Raw genomic sequence first — 15,313 nt, 5'->3', positions numbered from 1 at the left:
ACCATCGCAGTCGGCCCGGTGGGGACGCGGTAAGGGTCAGGCCGGGACGGGGGTCCAGGTGGCGAACTTGGGGGAGCGGTCGTCGCCCGAGGAGCGGCCCCGGATCCGGCGGTTGATCCAGGGGAGGACGTGTTCGCTGTAGTAGCGGGCCTCGGAGAGCAGCCGGAACGACGGCGCCGGGGCCGGGTCGAGCACGTGGGCGGCGACCGGATGCCCGAGGGCGGCCAGGACCAGGCTGGCGACGCGGCGGTGACCGTTGGTGTTCAGGTGCAGGCGGTCGGCGGACCAGTAGGCACGGCGGCGCAGCTCGACGTCGCGGAAGCAGTCGACGAACGTGACGTCGTAGCGGGGGAGCAGCTTCTCGACGGCCTGGGTGAGGATCTCGCCGCGGCGGCGGAACGTGCTGCCGAACGGGATGTGGTCGGAGGGGTCGGCGCCGCTCAGCACCACCATCCGCACGCCGGCGGAGGTGCAACGGCGGATCGCGTGCTCGGTCAGCTCGATCAGCCGGTCCAGGGAGGCGGTGCTGCGGAGCATGTCGTTGCCGCCGCCGTTGAAGGACAGCAGGGTCGGCGCGGGGTCGAGGGCGAGCGCCGCTTCCAGCTGGACGTTGACGATCGGATCGAGGAGCCGGCCGCGGATGGCGAGGTTCGCGTACTCCACCTGCTCGCCGTCGGCGGCGAGACCGGTCGCGACCAGGTCGGCCCAGCCGCGTTCGCCGCCGTCCGGCAGGGTGTCGCCGAGACCTTCGGTGAAGCTGTCGCCGATCGCTACGTAGCGTGTCATGTAGTTCTCTCCCGCTGCGGCATGCGTGCCGGGCCGAACCCCGCCCACATGTGGAGACCTGCTGGTGATCAGCGTCGAAACTATCCGATCGAGCGGTCGGATACTTGTCTCCGCGTTGTATATCACGGTCCTAACATCGACGTATGCGCATCGACCTGAACCGCGGCCGGCGGGGTGGCGCGCTCGTCACCGTGCTGGTGGCGGCCTTCTTCGTCGTCGCTGCGTACTACGCCTTCCGCGACGAGGCGAACTCGCGCGCGGTGGCCTGGGGTTGCGTGCTGCTCAGCGTGCCGGCGTTCCTGGTGGCCATGGTGCTGCTGGTGCGGGCGCTGCGGCCCGGGCGGCTCACCATCGACCGGTCCGGGATCGGCCCGATCGGATGGCACGAGCTGACGGGCGTACGTGTCACCTACCGCACGAGCCACCCGGGGAGGTACGCGCTGGAGCTGTTCCCGGCGCCGCGAGCCACCCTCGACGGCCGGATCCCGGGATTGCGCCGCGGTGTGCTGCACGCGCCGTACTACCAGGTCACCCTGCCGAGATATCCGGACATCGAGGTGCGGGTCGAGCAGGCGGTACGGGTGTCGGCGCCGCACCTCTGGCGGGGCATCCAGGAGGAGACCGTGCCGGACATCGAGGACATCCGGAAATGGCGTGAGGAACGGGGCCTCTAGGCGGCGCCCGAGCAACCGTCGAAAGGTTTCGATATGGTGTGGCGGTGATCGACCGGATGCTGCCGCTGCTGGCGCTCGCCGCGGCGGCGTTCTGCTACGTGGCGACCGAGGCGATGCCGATCGGCATCCTCACGCTCATCGCGGGCGACCTGGGCGTCTCCGAGCCGGCGGTCGGCCTTCTGGTGACCGGGTACGCGGTGGTGGTCGCGGTGGTCACCATCCCGCTGACGTACGCGACCCGCCATGTCCCCCGGCGCCGGCTCATGATCATCCTGCTGGGCGTGCTGGTGGTGGGGAACCTGATCTCCGCGTTCGCCCAGGGCTACCCGATGCTGCTCGCCGCCCGGCTGCTGGCCGCGCCGTCCCAGGCGATCTTCTGGGGCGTGGTCGCGCCGGTGGTCGCCGCCATGTTCGACGTGTCGGTGCGCGGCCGGGTCAACGCGGTGGTCTTCGCCGGCGCCTCGCTCGGGCCGATGCTGGGCGTGCCCGCCGGGACCTGGCTGGGCCAGCAGTTCAGCTGGCGGGCCGCGTTCGTGGCCCTGGCGGTACTGGCACTGGCGGCGTTCGCCGCCCTGGCCGCCGGGATGCCGGACGTCCGGGTCGACGCGACGCACGCCGCCACCGGCACCCACCCGGACCGCCGCCGGTACGCGGTCGTCGTCGCCGTCACCACCCTGGCCGTGGCCGGGCTGTACACGTCGTTCACGTACACCGAGGTGTTCCTGATGGCGGCCACCGGGTTCGCGGCCGCCGCCGTCGCCCCGCTGCTGCTGGCCCGCGGCGTCGCCGACTTCGCCGGGGTCGCCGCCGGCGGCTGGGCCACTGACCGGTGGCAGCGCGCCGCCGTCACCGGGCCGGCCGCGATCCTGGCGTTGTCCCTGCTCGGGATGTACGTGGCCGCCAGTTCCGGCCCGGTCGTCGCGGTCCTGATGTCGGCGACCGCGTTCGCGATCGGCGCGCTCACCCCCGCCCTGCAGAACCGGGTCCTGGAGGTCGCCCCGGGCAGCACCGAGATGGCGTCGGCCGGCAACTCGGTGGCGTTCAACGTGGGCATCGCGGCCGGGTCGCTGATCGGCGCGGTGGTGTTCGACGGGCCGGGCGTACGGGCCACCGCCCTGGCCGGCGGGCTGCTGGCGCTGGCCGCGCTGGCCCTGTTCCTGGCCGAGCCGCTGCTGGTACGGCGTACCCCCGAGGTGGTCCGCAGGTGATCGCTTTGGGAAACTTCCGCACGTGGAAGCACTGCGGCTGATTCTTCTCTTCATTCACCTGGTCGGTTTCGCCCTGCTGCTCGGCGGCGCCGTCACCCAATTCGTCTCCGGGAAGTTCCGGATCAACCCGGCCGTCCTCTGGGGCTCGATCATCCAGCTGATCAGCGGCATCGCCCTGGCCGCGCCGTTGCGTGGCGGCGGCGACAACGAGCCGGACCCGATCAAGCTGGCCGTCAAGGGCCTCTTCGCGGTCCTGATCTTCATCATGGTGTTCATCCCGCGCAAGCGTGAGGCGGTCAACAAGGGCCACTTCATCGGCATCATCACGCTGACCCTGGTGAACGCGGCGGTCGCCGTCTTCTGGCACTGACCGGAAACCCACGCACGCTCCGGGCACCGGAGCGTGCGTGCCCCCGCAGGTCCCGGTAGTCTCGATCGGATCTGTCGGGTAGTGAGGCCCGATCGATCACGCCCACGGCAAGGGCACAGGGTCGTTGCGTAAAATTTCTCGCCGCACGACCCAACCAAGGGAACCGAGGAGCACGATGCCGCTCACTCCAGCTGACATTCACAACGTGGCCTTCAAGAAGCCGCCGATTGGGAAGCGTGGATACGACGAGGAAGAGGTCGACGCCTTCCTGGACGAGGTGGAGGGCGAGCTCACCCGCCTCCTGGAGGAGAACGGCGCGCTGAAGGAGACCCTCCAGCGCGGCGGCGGCGGGGGCGGCGGCAACCCGGCCGCGACCATGGTTCTGAACAACGAGTTCGCCGACCTGGCGGCCCAGCTCGAGCGGCTGCAGGAGGCCCGCGCCCGGGCCGAGCAGAACGCCCGCAACGTGCAGGCCCAGCTGGAGCGGGCCCGCGCCCAGGCCCCGTCCGGCGCGATGCCGGCGCTCACCGCCGGTGACGACGACCGCAACTCGCGGGTGCTGATGATGGCCCAGCGGACCGCCGACGAGCACATGCGCGACGCGCAGCGCGAGTCCGAGACGGTGATCGCCGGCGCCCGGGACAAGGCCGACCAGCTCACCAGCGAGGCCTCGATCAAGGCCGCGACCATCGAGGCGGACGCCCGCCGCAACCACACCGAGGCGATGGACAGCCTGGTGGAGAAGCGGGCAGCGGCCCTCGACGAGATCGACCGGCTCGGTCAGCTCGCCACCAGCTACCAGGAGGCGCTGACCAACCACGTCACGCAGCAGCTGATGGACCTGACCGCGGCGCCGGAGCCGGGCAGCCGCGAGATCTGATCTTCTCCAGCAGCACGAAGGCCGGCCCCCGCTCGGGGACCGGCCTTCGATGTCTACCGCTCAGGACTCCGCGTGGTGCTCGTGCTCGTCGCCACCGTCACCGGTGTTGAACGTGCCCTGCGGGCCGGCCGGAGCCGGCAGCTTGATCGGCTTGCCGGGGACCGGCTTGCCCTTCACACCGTTCACCGACTCGGTCGAGAAGGCGTAGGTGAGCTGGGCGAACGCGATCAGGTCGCTGTTGATCTCCAGCGCCTTCAGGTCCAGGTTGCCGATGTTGTCGCACGCCTGGTGGTAGCACGGGTCGAACGACTCGCCCGCCGTGCCACCCCAGATCGCCGCCTGCTGCTCGGTCTTCACGACCTCGGCGCCGGTGAACAGACCGCCGGACGCGATGCCCGCCTCGATGAACGCCTGGTAGTCGCTGCGGCCGGAGAACTCGGCGTCGTCGTACGGCTGCTTCTTCCAGGTGTAGTACGACTCGAAGAGGTCCTCGATCGCGGTCGAGCCCTCCGGCACCACGACCGGGGCCGGGAACGACGACTGGTCCGCGTCGTACACCTGGAAGATGTAGTTCGGCGAGCCGACCATGTCGTAGTTCAGGTACAGCGCGATCTTGTCCTTCTCGGCCTGGGTCAGCTCGTTCACGTACGCCGTGGAGCCGACCAGGCCCTCTTCCTCCGCGCCCCACCAGGCGAAGCGCAGCGTGTTCTGCGGCTTGCTCTTCGCCAGGGTCAGCGCGGTCTCCAGGATCGCGGCCGAACCGGAGCCGTTGTCGTTGATGCCCGGGCCCTCGGTGACGCTGTCCAGGTGCGAGCCGGCCATCACGACGTTGTTCTTGTTCTTGCCGGGCAGCTCGGCGATCACGTTGTAGTCGGTCCGCGTCTCCGACGGAACGACCTTCACCTGCGCCGTCGAGCCGGCCGCGGCCAGCGCCGCGCCGTCGGCGAAGCTGGCGCCGACCACCGGGATCGTCACGCCGTGGTCCTCACCGAGCGTGCCGAGCAGCAGACCCTCGCGGGTCGGGTCGTTGCCCTGGTTGAAGAGCACCGCCGCCTCGGCGCCGGCGGCCTGCGCGAGCTGCGCCTTGACGGCGAAGTTGCAGGTGCCCCGCTGGAGGAGCGCGATGTCGCTGGGGCCGGAGAAGTCGAGGCTCGCGAAGTCCTCGGCCTCACAGCCGCTGGTGCTGGCCCGGTCGCCGGTCAGGTTGATGTCGACCGGGATGACCTTGCCGGTGACGTCACCGGCCGGGCTGCCGGTGAAGGCGGCGGTCGCGTAATTGGCGCTGGCCGGCGTGAGCTGCTTCAGCACCGCCGGGAACGTGAAGGTGAACTCGAACGGGTCCAGGGTCACCTTGTAACCGGCCTTGCGGAGCAGCCCGGAGACGTATTTGACGCTGTCCGAGTAGCCCTTCGTGCCGGCCGCGCGGGTGCCCGGGTAGTAGGGGTCCTTGTTCTTGTCAGCGATCTTCTGGAAAGCCTTGAGGTGATCCAGCACGCCGTCGAGCGTCACGCACTTCAGGACCTCGGCGTACGTGTCGTTGGCCTGCTTCTCGCACGCGTTGCCGTGGCCGTGGCCGTGGCCCTTGCCACCGGCCGAAGCGGCGGTGGCCGGAGCGACGGTCAGCGCGGTGGCGATCGCCACCGCTCCGAGCGCCCGGAGTGACCGGCGCCGGGTTGGCGCCTCGTCCTCGTGACTCATCTGCGAATTCCCCCTGTCCAATGCGGAACTCGCATCAACTTAGAAGACGGTGGGCATCGATGGCCAGAGCTGACCGGTGATCGTTACCGGCGGTAGCCGCCCGCCGCGCGCGGATCGCCGCCACCGGCACGGCCACCAGCACGGCGATCATGGTGAGGTAGGCGAGGGGCTCGACCCGTACCTTGCTGACGCCGTAGCCGCCGGCCCGCAGCATCTCCGGCAGCATCAGCCGGTAGTGCTCGTCGGCGAGCAGGCTGGCGATCACCACCCACACCGGCGCGGCCGCCGCGAGGACGGTGGCCACGCCCCGGATCCACCGCGGCAGGAACGGGATCGCCGCGACCAGGACCGCCAGCAGGGCCATCGTGATCGGCCAGAGCAGCGCCGGCCCGCCGACCTCGAACGACGAGAAGTCCACCCGCTCCACCGCCCCGTCCCGGACCGCCCAGAACGAGCTGAGGTCCGGCGGCGCGGACACGGTGGCCAGGCAGGCGGCGACAGCGAGCGCCCCGGCGACCAGGAGCTCGCGCCGTCCGGCCGCGGTCAGTCCGGCGACCAGCGTCAGCAGGACCGCGCCGGTGAGCCCCACGCTCCAGCCGATCGCGGGCTCCCAGGCGAAGTCGCCGACACTGAGCTCACCGGTGGGCGGGACGGCGGGCAGCAACCGGCGGGTCGTCTCGTCGTCGAGCTGGGCGATCCGGGCGTGGACGGTGAGCAGCAGCCCGAGCAGCAGCGTCCCGGCGAGCAGCGCGGGCACACCGAGCACCAGCCGCAGCGTGTCGCGGTACTTGAGGAGGGCCAGGGTGAGGACGGTCAGCAGGCCGGCGCCGAGCGAGTACGCCAGCCAGTACACCGGGAGGCCGGTGCCGTGCACCTCGAGGAGGGTGGCCTGCCGGCCCGAGGACGACCGGACGAAGTCCAGCCGCCCGCCGAGGGCGAGCAGCCCGAGACCGAGCACGGTGAGGAACCACCGGCCGCCCGCCCGGCTCCGGGCCGCGGCCACGGTGGCCGGGCCGCGTCCGCGGTGCAGCAGGACGAGCCCGGCCAGCAGGCCGAGCGTCGCGACGAGGTCCGCGACGATCCAGATCATCACGGCGGTCGTCTGGCCGGCGGTCGGCGCGAGTTCCTCCGGCATGGGTGCCCTCCCGGCGATCGATCCACGATGAAGATCGATGCACGATCGTAGAGGGCACCCGGGGTTCGGTCAGCCCCGCCGGATCAGGGTGACCCGGTAGGCGGTCTCCCGCGCGCCGTCCTCGCTGGTCACGGTGATGACACGGCCGTGCTGGGAGGTGGCGACGGCGGCGTACGGGTCGGTGGCGGTCGCGGTGACGCGGGCGTGGTACGGGTCGCGCACCGCCACCCGGTAGGAGGTGACCGCCGGGTCGAACCCGCGTACCGGCACCCCGTTCACCGCGAGCGCCGTGAGGGTCGCGTCGCTGCCACGGCCGGGCGCCGCGGCGTACACCTGAAGCTCGGCGACGGTCAGGTAGCCGTCCGGCGCCGGGGTGAGCCGCAGACAGGTCGTCCCGGCGGAGCCGGGCGGCAGCGGAACGTCGGCGGACAGCGCCGTGACAGCGATCGGCGAGCCGCTGAGCTCACACCCGGACGCGGTCGCGACCCCGGCCTGCACGGTCGCGGCGATCCCGCCACCGGACGCGTTGTCGCGGTAGAAGTGCACCGTCGCCCGGCTTGCCGTGACCGATTCCGGCACGGTGACGGTCAGCGTCTCGTACGGGTTGCGCCCGGAGCCCTTCCAGTTCGACCACGCCTTGTCGCCTGTGTCACCGTTGGTGAGGCCGGCCGTCGAGTAGCCGCCCTCGGTGTACGAGGCACTTACCGCGACACCGTCGACCAGGCCCTCCGAGGGCGCGGTGACCTGCACCCGGGCGGTCGCCGGCAGGGTCCGGCCGGGCAGCACGGCAGCCGTCCCCCGTACCGTCACCACACCCACCGCCGGGAACGCGGCGTCCGCCCAGGTCACCGGAACGGTCGCCCGCCCGCCATGACGTCCGACAGCGATCACCGTCGCCGGAAACCCGGCCGGGCCGCCCGTGTAGGCCTTGGCCCGCCCCGGCTCGGTGGCGGTCCACACGTCCACGGCGACCGACGCGGTGGCCGGCACGGTCTGCCCGAGGACCCCGGTGGCAGTGCCCCGCACCAGCACGGTGCCCGGCTTCCGCCATTTCGACGCCGCCGGAACGGTCCAGGTCACGGGCAGGGCGCGGCGTTCGCCGCTGGGCAGGACGGTGGTCACCGCCGCCGGGAGCGCGGGCGCGCGGCCGGGCTCGGTGTGGGCGAGCGCCACCTCCGTACGCCCGACCGTCTCGTCCTTGAGCGTCCACCGCTGGTTCGCCGCTGACGTCGGCAGGTACGTCCCCACCGGCGAGCCGTTCGCGGTCGCCTCCCCGCCGACGTCGAGCAGCCGCCGCGCCCCGAGGTTGACCAGGGTGTATGTGCCGTCCCCGGTGGTCGAGAAGACCCACAGCGCGGCGTCCTCGACCGCCCCCGCCGCCTCCACGACCGTCTTGCCGTCCCGGACCGCGAGCCGCTGCCCGGTGCCCGCGTTGATCACCTGGTAGCGCTCGTCACCGGACGCCCGTACCGTCCACAGCTGGTCCGCCGCGGCCGTGTCGTTCGTCCGGATCACCACGCCGTCGCCGGACGGGGTCAGCGACCGCCCGCTGGCGACGCCCTCGAGCCGGTAGACGTGATCGGCCTTCAGATGGTCCGCGCCCGGGTCGGTGACCCCGCTGACCAGGAACGTCGTGACCGACTGCGCGGGCACGGCCAGGGTGGCGCGCTTCCCGGCGACCCGCACCGGCGTGCCCCGGACCAGTTTCCCGGCCGCGCTGGTGACGACCGGGGTGACCGTCGCCCGCCGCCCCACCGTGAAGCCGGACAGGTCCAGCGTGACGGTCTCGCCGGTGGCGGCCGGGTTGGTGTGCACGACGGTCGCCCCGGTGCCCGAGACGGCGGCGATGCTGCGGGTGCCGCTGACCTTCACCAGGTGGTCGCCGGGCTGCACGTAGTGGGTGAAGTTCCGGATCGTGTCGAACTTGGTGTTCGTCCGGATCGGGCAGGTCTGCAGGGTGTCCGTACTGCCGCAGTCGAACGGCACGTGGATCGAGCCCCACTGCAGGTTGCCCTCGGCGACCATGTTCTTCGCGTCCTCGACCGGCTGCCACAGCACCCACGCCGACGGCTCCAGCTCCCGCAGGTCGTCGATGATCCGCTGGGCCATCCCGAGGCCCGAGTCCATGCTGGTGAAGTCCTTGCCCCAGCTACCCTCGACCTCGCTCATCCACAGCGGCCGCTGTTCGGCCTTGGCGATGTCGCGCACGCTGGTCCGGCGGCCGGTCCCGTACGTGTGCACGTTGATCCGGTCCACCGCGTCCCGGGCCGCCGGGGTCAGGCCGTACCAGTCGGTGACCAGCGTCCCCGGGTTCGTCTCGTCCGGCGCCGCGATCCGGCGGTCCGGCGCGGCCCGGCGCAGCGCCTCGATCACCGCGGCCTGCAGCGCGGGCCCGGCGTGGGCGCCCTCCTGACGGCCTCCGGTCGGCTGGCCGTCGGCCCCCAGCGTGGTACGCCAGTAGTTCGTGTTCGGCTCGTTCAGCGGCTCGATGGTGTCGACAGTGATGCCGTGCCGCTGCTCCAGCTGTTCGGTGACCCGGACCAGGTACGTCGCGAAGTCGTCCAGGGAGTCCGCCCGGATCTGATCGGTGTTCGGGTCGAAGCCGCCGCTGACGTACCCGCTGACCGTCTGGAACCACGGCGGCGAGTTGCTGAACGTCTCCCAGGTGTCCACCTCGCCCTTGATCCGGTCCACCCACCAGCGCTGGTTCGCGTCGGCGTCCCAGTTCCAGTGGGCGGGGTCGTCCGGGTTCCACCAGTCCCTGTCGGCCGGGGTGTACGTGGCCGGCGCCTTCCACCAGCCCGGCACGTCACCGCCGGGCCGCAGGTAGTCGCGGACGGTCGGGGCGTTGCCGCCGCCGATGTTGTAGCGGGCGATGTTCAGGTTCAGCCCGTCGTCGCTGAACAGCAGGTCGGCGAGCCGGGTGCGGATCTCGTCGGGGTAGTCGCCGGTGGCGTGGGCGAGCCAGGCGAGGCTGGTGCCCCAGCCCTCCCACTCCGGGCCGCGGTAGCTCGGGTCGATCGTGATCGTGGTGGCTGCGGCATCGACGGCGGTGGCTGCCGTCGGTGCCGCGAGAGTCGAGACGGCCAGTGTCGCGGCCGTGAGGAGCGCTCGAATCTTCATCGCAGTCCTTGGGGGCGGTTCGGCAGCCGTCGCTCAGGCACGTCTCGGCGACGCCGAGGCCGGCCTGAGCGACGGCCGGGACGGTCAGCCGTTGCTCAGACACGTCTCGGGTGCGCTGAGACCTGCTTGGGCGACGGCCGGGACGGTCAGCCGTCGCTCAGGCGGGTTTCGGGTGGGTTGAGAGGTGCGTGGGCGACGGCTGGGGTGGTCGGCCGTCGACCAGGCAGCTCTCGGGGACGCCGAGACCTGTCTAAGCGACGGCCGGGGTGGTCAGCCGTCGCTCAGACGGGTCACGAGGACGGTGAGACCTGGCTGAGCGACGGCAGGCGATCGGATGTTTACGTAAACATTTGGCGATGTGGATGTCAACGAGAAGCGGGCCGGGACTCTGGTCCCGGCCCGCCACGACACGTCAGGCGACGATGCCGCCGCCGTCGATGTGAACGTCACGCACCTCGGCGACCAGCTTGCCGGTCCGCTCGTGCCAGACCCGGATCAGCAGCCCGTCCTTCCGGGCGTCCAGCGCGCTGATCTGGAAGCGGTACCCGGCCGCCCCGTCGATCGTGCCGGTCCCGAAGAACGTCGCCGCCGGGCCGATGACCAGCGCCGGGGTGACGCTCTTCGACTGCAGGACCCGGCCGCCGGCGAGCCGCACCCAGGCGCTGCCCGACGACCTGCCGGCCCGGGCGACGAACGCGAAGTCGGTGTCGCCGCTCCAGCCGCTGCCGGCCACGTACCCGGCCCGGGGCTGGTGGACCGTCACGAACGGCAACAACGTCACCGCCGACCCGCCGTCGTCGTCGCGCACCGTGACCGACGGCCGGTACACGCCCGGTGTGGTGTACCGGTGGCGCAGCACGCACTCGCCACCGGCGGCGGTGACCCGTGCGGTGGTGCCGTCGCGCCAGTCGACCGTACAACTCACGGGGTCGGTGTCCCGGACCGCGAGCGTGCGGACCACCTCGGTCTTCACCGCGACCGGCGGCTCCGGCGCGGGCCGGCCGCCCGGCACGGTGACCACCGGCGCCGCGTTGACCACCGTGACCGTCGCCGCGTCGGCGGTGCCCCCGGCGGTCAGCGTGACCGTGTGTGTGCCGTCGTCCGCGCAGGTCACGGTGGTGGCGGCGGCGTGCGGGTCGGCGAACACGCACCCGGCGCCGCTGGCCGTCCAGACCGGTCGGTTGGCGTCGTTGGAGACCGTCCCGGACAGCCGGATCGGGCTGCCTTCGGGTCCGGTGGCGTCCGGCCCGGCGGTCACGATCGTCACCGGGTCGATGCTCTCCAGGGTCGGCACGACCGGCGTGATCGCCCCGTCCGACGCGAACTCCAGGCGGTCGATCGTGGTCTCCCGGTGGGTGCCGTCGCCGCCGGGGATCGCGAACCGGTGGTACGCGGTGTACCACTGATCGGTCCCCGGAACCCGGACCACCGAGTGATGGCCGGTGCCGAGGATGCCCAGCGCGGCGTCCTTCTGGAGGATCACCCCGGCCCGCTCGCTCCACGGCCCGAGCGGCGAGCTGCCGGTCGCGTACGCCACCCGGTAGTCCGCACTGCGGGTGTCGTTCTCCGACCACATGAAGTAGTAGACGCCGTTGCGCTTGATGACGAAGCTGCCCTCGTTGTAGTTCGCGGGCTTGTAGGCCTTCACCAGCGCGGAGTCGAAACTGATCATGTCGTCGTTCAGCGGGACCTGGTACGAGCTGCCGTTGCCCCAGTACAGGTACGACTTCCCGTCGTCGTCGGTGAACACCGCCGGGTCGATCATCTGGCCGCTGTAGGTCCCGCCCGCGACCAGCGGCTTGCCGAGCGCGTCGGTGAACGGCCCGGCGGGCGAGCCGGCGACCGCCACACCCAGGTGCTTGGCCGTGTTGCCGCCGGCCATGCCCCCGGAGAAGTAGAAGTAGTACTTCCCGTTCCGCTGGGCGACGGCCGGCGCCCACGCGCTGTTGTCGGCCCAGCTCACGTCCGGCCCGAGATCGAGGATCACCCCGTGGTCGGTCCAGTTGACCAGGTCCTTCGAGCTGAACGCGTGGAACTGCGTGCCGGACCATCCGGCGAACCCGTCGGTGGTGGCGTGGATCCAGAACGTGTCACCGAAGACGGAGATGTTCGGGTCCGCGTACAGACCGGGAACGATCGGGCTCTTCATGACCAGAGCCGCCACCTTCCAGATCCGTTTCGTCCCATCCGGCGCTGACACGGTGTAGTCGACGGGCTTGCTGAAGTCACGGACCGTGCCCGACGGTGGGTCGATGGCGCTGCCCTGCGCGAGGGTGAACGCCGGCGCCAGCGTTGTCACGTCGGTCCCGGGCTTGACCGGCAGTTTCACCGTGCCCGCGGCGTCGTCGACGAGAGCGGGGGCCTTCAGCGAGGCGAGATCAACGGCGCCGATCGACGTCGTACGCCCGGCGAGTTCCAGAATCTCCGCGGGTGTGAGCGCCTTGTCGTAGATCCGGAAGTCGTCCACCTCGCCGGCGTAGTACGGGTCCGCCGCGTACAGCGACCTCCCGACATACCCGCTGAAGGACTTCGTCGCGTCGTACAGGTCGGCCGGCTTCACCGTCACGCCGGTCGCCGTCGCCACCCGCGTCCCGTTCAGGTACATCGCCGCGGTCGACCCGTCGACCGTCACCGCGAGATGCTGCCAGCTCCCGCCCGGCAGCGCCGCGGTGTGCGCCAGCTTGGACTCCGCCGACCAGGATCCGGTCGTGATCGCCGAGTACAGCACGTTCCCACCGTTGCGGGGACTGCTGAACAGGTACTTGTCGCTGTCCGCCCCGAGACCCCAGATCCACTGGTTGACAGTGGTGGAGGAGGTCCACTTCGCCCAGACCGAGACGGTCGCGGCCTGCGCGCCCTTCAGCACCCCGTTCGGGATCGTCACGTACGGCGAGTTCGTGCCGCCGGACATCCTGAACGAGCCGTCCTGGACACCGGTTCCCCAGGCGGGGGTGCGCTCGTAGACGCCGTTGAAGTCGTTGCCGGAGGTGTCCCGTACGACGGTGCCGCTCTTCTCGTCGAACTGGTAGCGCAGCCGCAACCCGACGGCAGGCGTGGGCGGCTCCTCGTACTTCGCGGAGATTCTGGCGTACTCCGCCTTGGTCACCGGCAGGACCGTGCCGTGCCGGGGACGCGACGGCAGGCTGTACGTGGGCTCCGGCGCCCACACACCCGAGTCCAGGTCGGTCGTCGAGAACGGGACGTAGCCGCGGCCGCCGTACTCGTCGATGAACAGGTACCACTTGTCCTGCGTGTTCGACTTGAACACCAGCGGGCCCTCGCCGCGGGCCAGGGCGCCCGAGCCGATGCACTCGCCCTCGAGGTTCCAGTTCGTGCTCAGCAGGTCGGTGGACCTCTCCTGGATCAGGAACTTGCTGCACGGCGAGTTCGACGAGTTGTTCCGCTCGTCCTTGGTGATCCGGTGGTACACGCCCTGGTGCTCGACGATCGTCGAGTCGATCACCGAGTAGCCGGGGTCCTTCCAGATCTTCGGCGCGCTGAAGGTGTGGAAGTCACGCGTGGTCGCGTACATCATCCGGTTGTAGGTGCTCCCGGTGTGGTCCGGATCGTCGGCGGCGTAGAGCTTGGAGGCCCAGAAGACGACGTACGCCTGCTCGGCGTCGCTCCAGAAGGCTTCCGGCGCCCACGTGTTGCCGGCGGTGTCCGGGGACACCCGCACGAGGCGCTGGTCGGTCCAGTTGACCAGGTCGGTCGACTCCCACACCATGATCGACTTGCTGCCGGTGCGCTGCGAGGCGTCCCAGTCGCCGTTCCCGTAGATCTTGAGGTCGGTGGCGATCTGGTAGAACTTGTCACCCTCCGGGGATCGGATGATGAACGGGTCGCGCAGGCCCTGCGTGCCGAGCGTCGACGTCAGCACCGGGTTCCCGTTGTTGATCTCGCGCCAGCTCAGCGGGTTGTTGCCGTTGCTCAGCGCGTTGTAGACCTGCTCGCCGTTCGAGTACCCCTCGCCGGTGAAGTAGCTGAACAGGTACCCCTCGTACGGCTCCTGCTTCGGCAGCGGCGGGACGTGCGCCTCGAACGTGCGGGTGGCGGTCGCCGTGCCGTACGTGACGGTCGCGGTCAGCGTCACCGTCCGCGCCGCCGCGCCTGTGGGGGGACGGTGCACCACCCCGGTGGGGGCGATGGTCGCCGGGTCGCTGGAGGACCAGGTCGCCGTGCCGGGGAGGGTCAGGTTTCCCCGTACGTCGGCAAGGTTGTGGATCTTGATCGCTTGTGCCGCGGCCTCCGCGTTCGCCTGATCGTCGAAGGCCGCGCGGACCGTCACCGCGAACGTCTTCGTGCCGGTCCGGTTGCCGCGGGCCAGCGTCGCGGTCAGCGTGGCGCGCGCGTCCGGCTCACCCTTCGCCGGGCGGACGACCTTCCCGGCGTCGCTGATCACGTCACCGTCGCTGCTGCTCCAGGTGATTACTGAGCCGTACGCTCCCCGCCCCGGAAGATCCACATCAGCCGTGAGACCGCTGGTGTCCCCGAGATCCAGAGCCGCGGCATCGGCCGCCACCGACTCGGTGTTCGCCCTCTCGGCCAGAGTCTCCACCTCGGTGCCGGACAGCGCCCGATCGTAGACGCGGACGTCCCGCAGCCGGCCCTTCAACAGGCGGTCCCCGGCGTACACCGACTTGCCGAAGTAGTTCGCGGTCGTCGACCCGTCGCCGATCGCGCCCGGCAGGACACTGATCGCGGTGTTGGTGGCCACCGCGATGCCGTCCTCGTAGAGGGTGCCCGTCGTACCCTGCTGGGTGTACGTGACCGTCTTCCACGCGCCCCGGCCCAGGTTGCGGCCGTCGGCGGGGCGGGTGTTCTGCTCGCCGGACCAGTTGCCGGTCGAGATCGCGTTCCGGAAACCGTTGCCGGTCGCGAACAGATAGCCGTTGCCGTAACCGGTCGCCGTGTCGGTGTTGCCGAAACCGTAGAGGAAGTACGGCGTCGACTGCGCCGGATCGATCCGCACGTCGAAGGAGACGCTCACCGCGTCGAGGTCCTTCAACAGATCATTCGGTGCCTGGACGTACGTGTCCGAGCCGTTCAAACCCAGACCCTGCCCGGCCGCCCAGTCCGGCGTGCCGGCGATCGTGCCGTCCCTGCCGTTCCCGGACGCGTCCGTGGCTTTCGTGCCAAAGGTCTCGTCGAGCTTGTACCAGAGGACCAGGCCGTCGGCGGCCACTGCCGGCGACGGGGCGATCAGGGAACCGGCTGCCAGGGCCAGTGTGGTGGTTAACACGAGTGCGGTGCGGCGCCCTCGGCGCCTGCTCATCTGCATGCTTCTCCCAGCCGAGGAGGACAGCGCCCACCGTCCCCCGGACCGGTGGACACGTAACGGGGGTGTTGCCAGAGTGTTAGCGCTCACAGCGGCCCCGTCAAGAACTTCGACAGTCCTTTGTTTCTTCAATGTGTCCTAGGGCCGGGTGGTCCGCCGTT

9 protein-coding genes are annotated in these 15,313 nt (G+C 70.8%); 4 read left to right on the top strand and 5 right to left on the bottom strand.

Annotated elements, in window-relative coordinates; genetic code table 11:
* Nucleotides 1–36 precede the first annotated feature (36 nt).
* Complete coding sequence (locus tag ACZ3II_RS32795) at nt 37–786, bottom strand: SGNH/GDSL hydrolase family protein (protein ID WP_465522602.1); 750 nt, start codon at nt 784–786, stop codon at nt 37–39.
* A gap of 143 nt (nt 787–929) precedes the next feature.
* Between ACZ3II_RS32795 and ACZ3II_RS32790 the strand changes: the two genes are divergently transcribed.
* The 4 genes from ACZ3II_RS32790 (at nt 930) to ACZ3II_RS32775 (ending at nt 3,918) form a co-directional block, all read left to right on the top strand.
* A complete protein-coding gene (locus ACZ3II_RS32790; RefSeq protein ID WP_465522600.1) occupies nt 930–1,460 on the top strand; it encodes a hypothetical protein in 531 nt (176 codons plus the stop codon).
* 44 nt (nt 1,461–1,504) lie between these two features.
* Nucleotides 1,505–2,668 carry an MFS transporter gene (locus tag ACZ3II_RS32785; RefSeq protein ID WP_465522598.1) on the top strand — a complete coding sequence of 388 codons (1,164 nt, stop codon included), beginning with the start codon at nt 1,505–1,507 and terminating at the stop codon, nt 2,666–2,668.
* Between the two features lie 22 nt (nt 2,669–2,690).
* On the top strand, nt 2,691–3,038 hold the full coding sequence (locus ACZ3II_RS32780; protein ID WP_465522596.1) for a hypothetical protein: 348 nt from the start codon (nt 2,691–2,693) through the stop codon (nt 3,036–3,038).
* A 205-nt stretch (nt 3,039–3,243) separates the two neighbouring features.
* Nucleotides 3,244–3,918, top strand: coding sequence for a DivIVA domain-containing protein (locus ACZ3II_RS32775; protein WP_465522594.1), 675 nt, complete (start codon nt 3,244–3,246; stop codon nt 3,916–3,918).
* Between the two features lie 60 nt (nt 3,919–3,978).
* On the opposite strand, the gene ACZ3II_RS32770 is transcribed toward ACZ3II_RS32775, so the two are convergent.
* The 4 genes from ACZ3II_RS32770 to ACZ3II_RS32755 all read right to left on the bottom strand — a co-directional run bounded on the left by ACZ3II_RS32770 (nt 3,979) and on the right by ACZ3II_RS32755 (nt 15,149).
* The gene (locus tag ACZ3II_RS32770) at nt 3,979–5,616 is read right to left on the bottom strand and encodes a M28 family metallopeptidase (RefSeq protein ID WP_465522592.1); all 1,638 of its coding nucleotides are present in this window, start codon (nt 5,614–5,616) and stop codon (nt 3,979–3,981) included.
* Nucleotides 5,617–5,650: 34 nt separating this feature from the next.
* Nucleotides 5,651–6,751: a hypothetical protein gene (locus tag ACZ3II_RS32765; protein WP_465522590.1), complete on the bottom strand. Its 1,101-nt coding sequence runs from the start codon at nt 6,749–6,751 to the stop codon at nt 5,651–5,653.
* A 69-nt stretch (nt 6,752–6,820) separates the two neighbouring features.
* The gene (locus ACZ3II_RS32760; RefSeq protein ID WP_465522588.1) at nt 6,821–9,874 is read right to left on the bottom strand and encodes an RICIN domain-containing protein; all 3,054 of its coding nucleotides are present in this window, start codon (nt 9,872–9,874) and stop codon (nt 6,821–6,823) included.
* A gap of 412 nt (nt 9,875–10,286) precedes the next feature.
* Nucleotides 10,287–15,149 (bottom strand): family 43 glycosylhydrolase, encoded by a 4,863-nt coding sequence (locus ACZ3II_RS32755; protein WP_465522586.1) that lies wholly within the window; start codon nt 15,147–15,149, stop codon nt 10,287–10,289.
* Nucleotides 15,150–15,313: the final 164 nt, after the last annotated feature.

It is taken from the genome of Actinoplanes sp. NPDC019969 (assembly GCF_055562375.1).
Note: the sequence above shows the minus strand (reverse complement) of the source record. Positions and strands in the feature narration are given on the sequence as shown.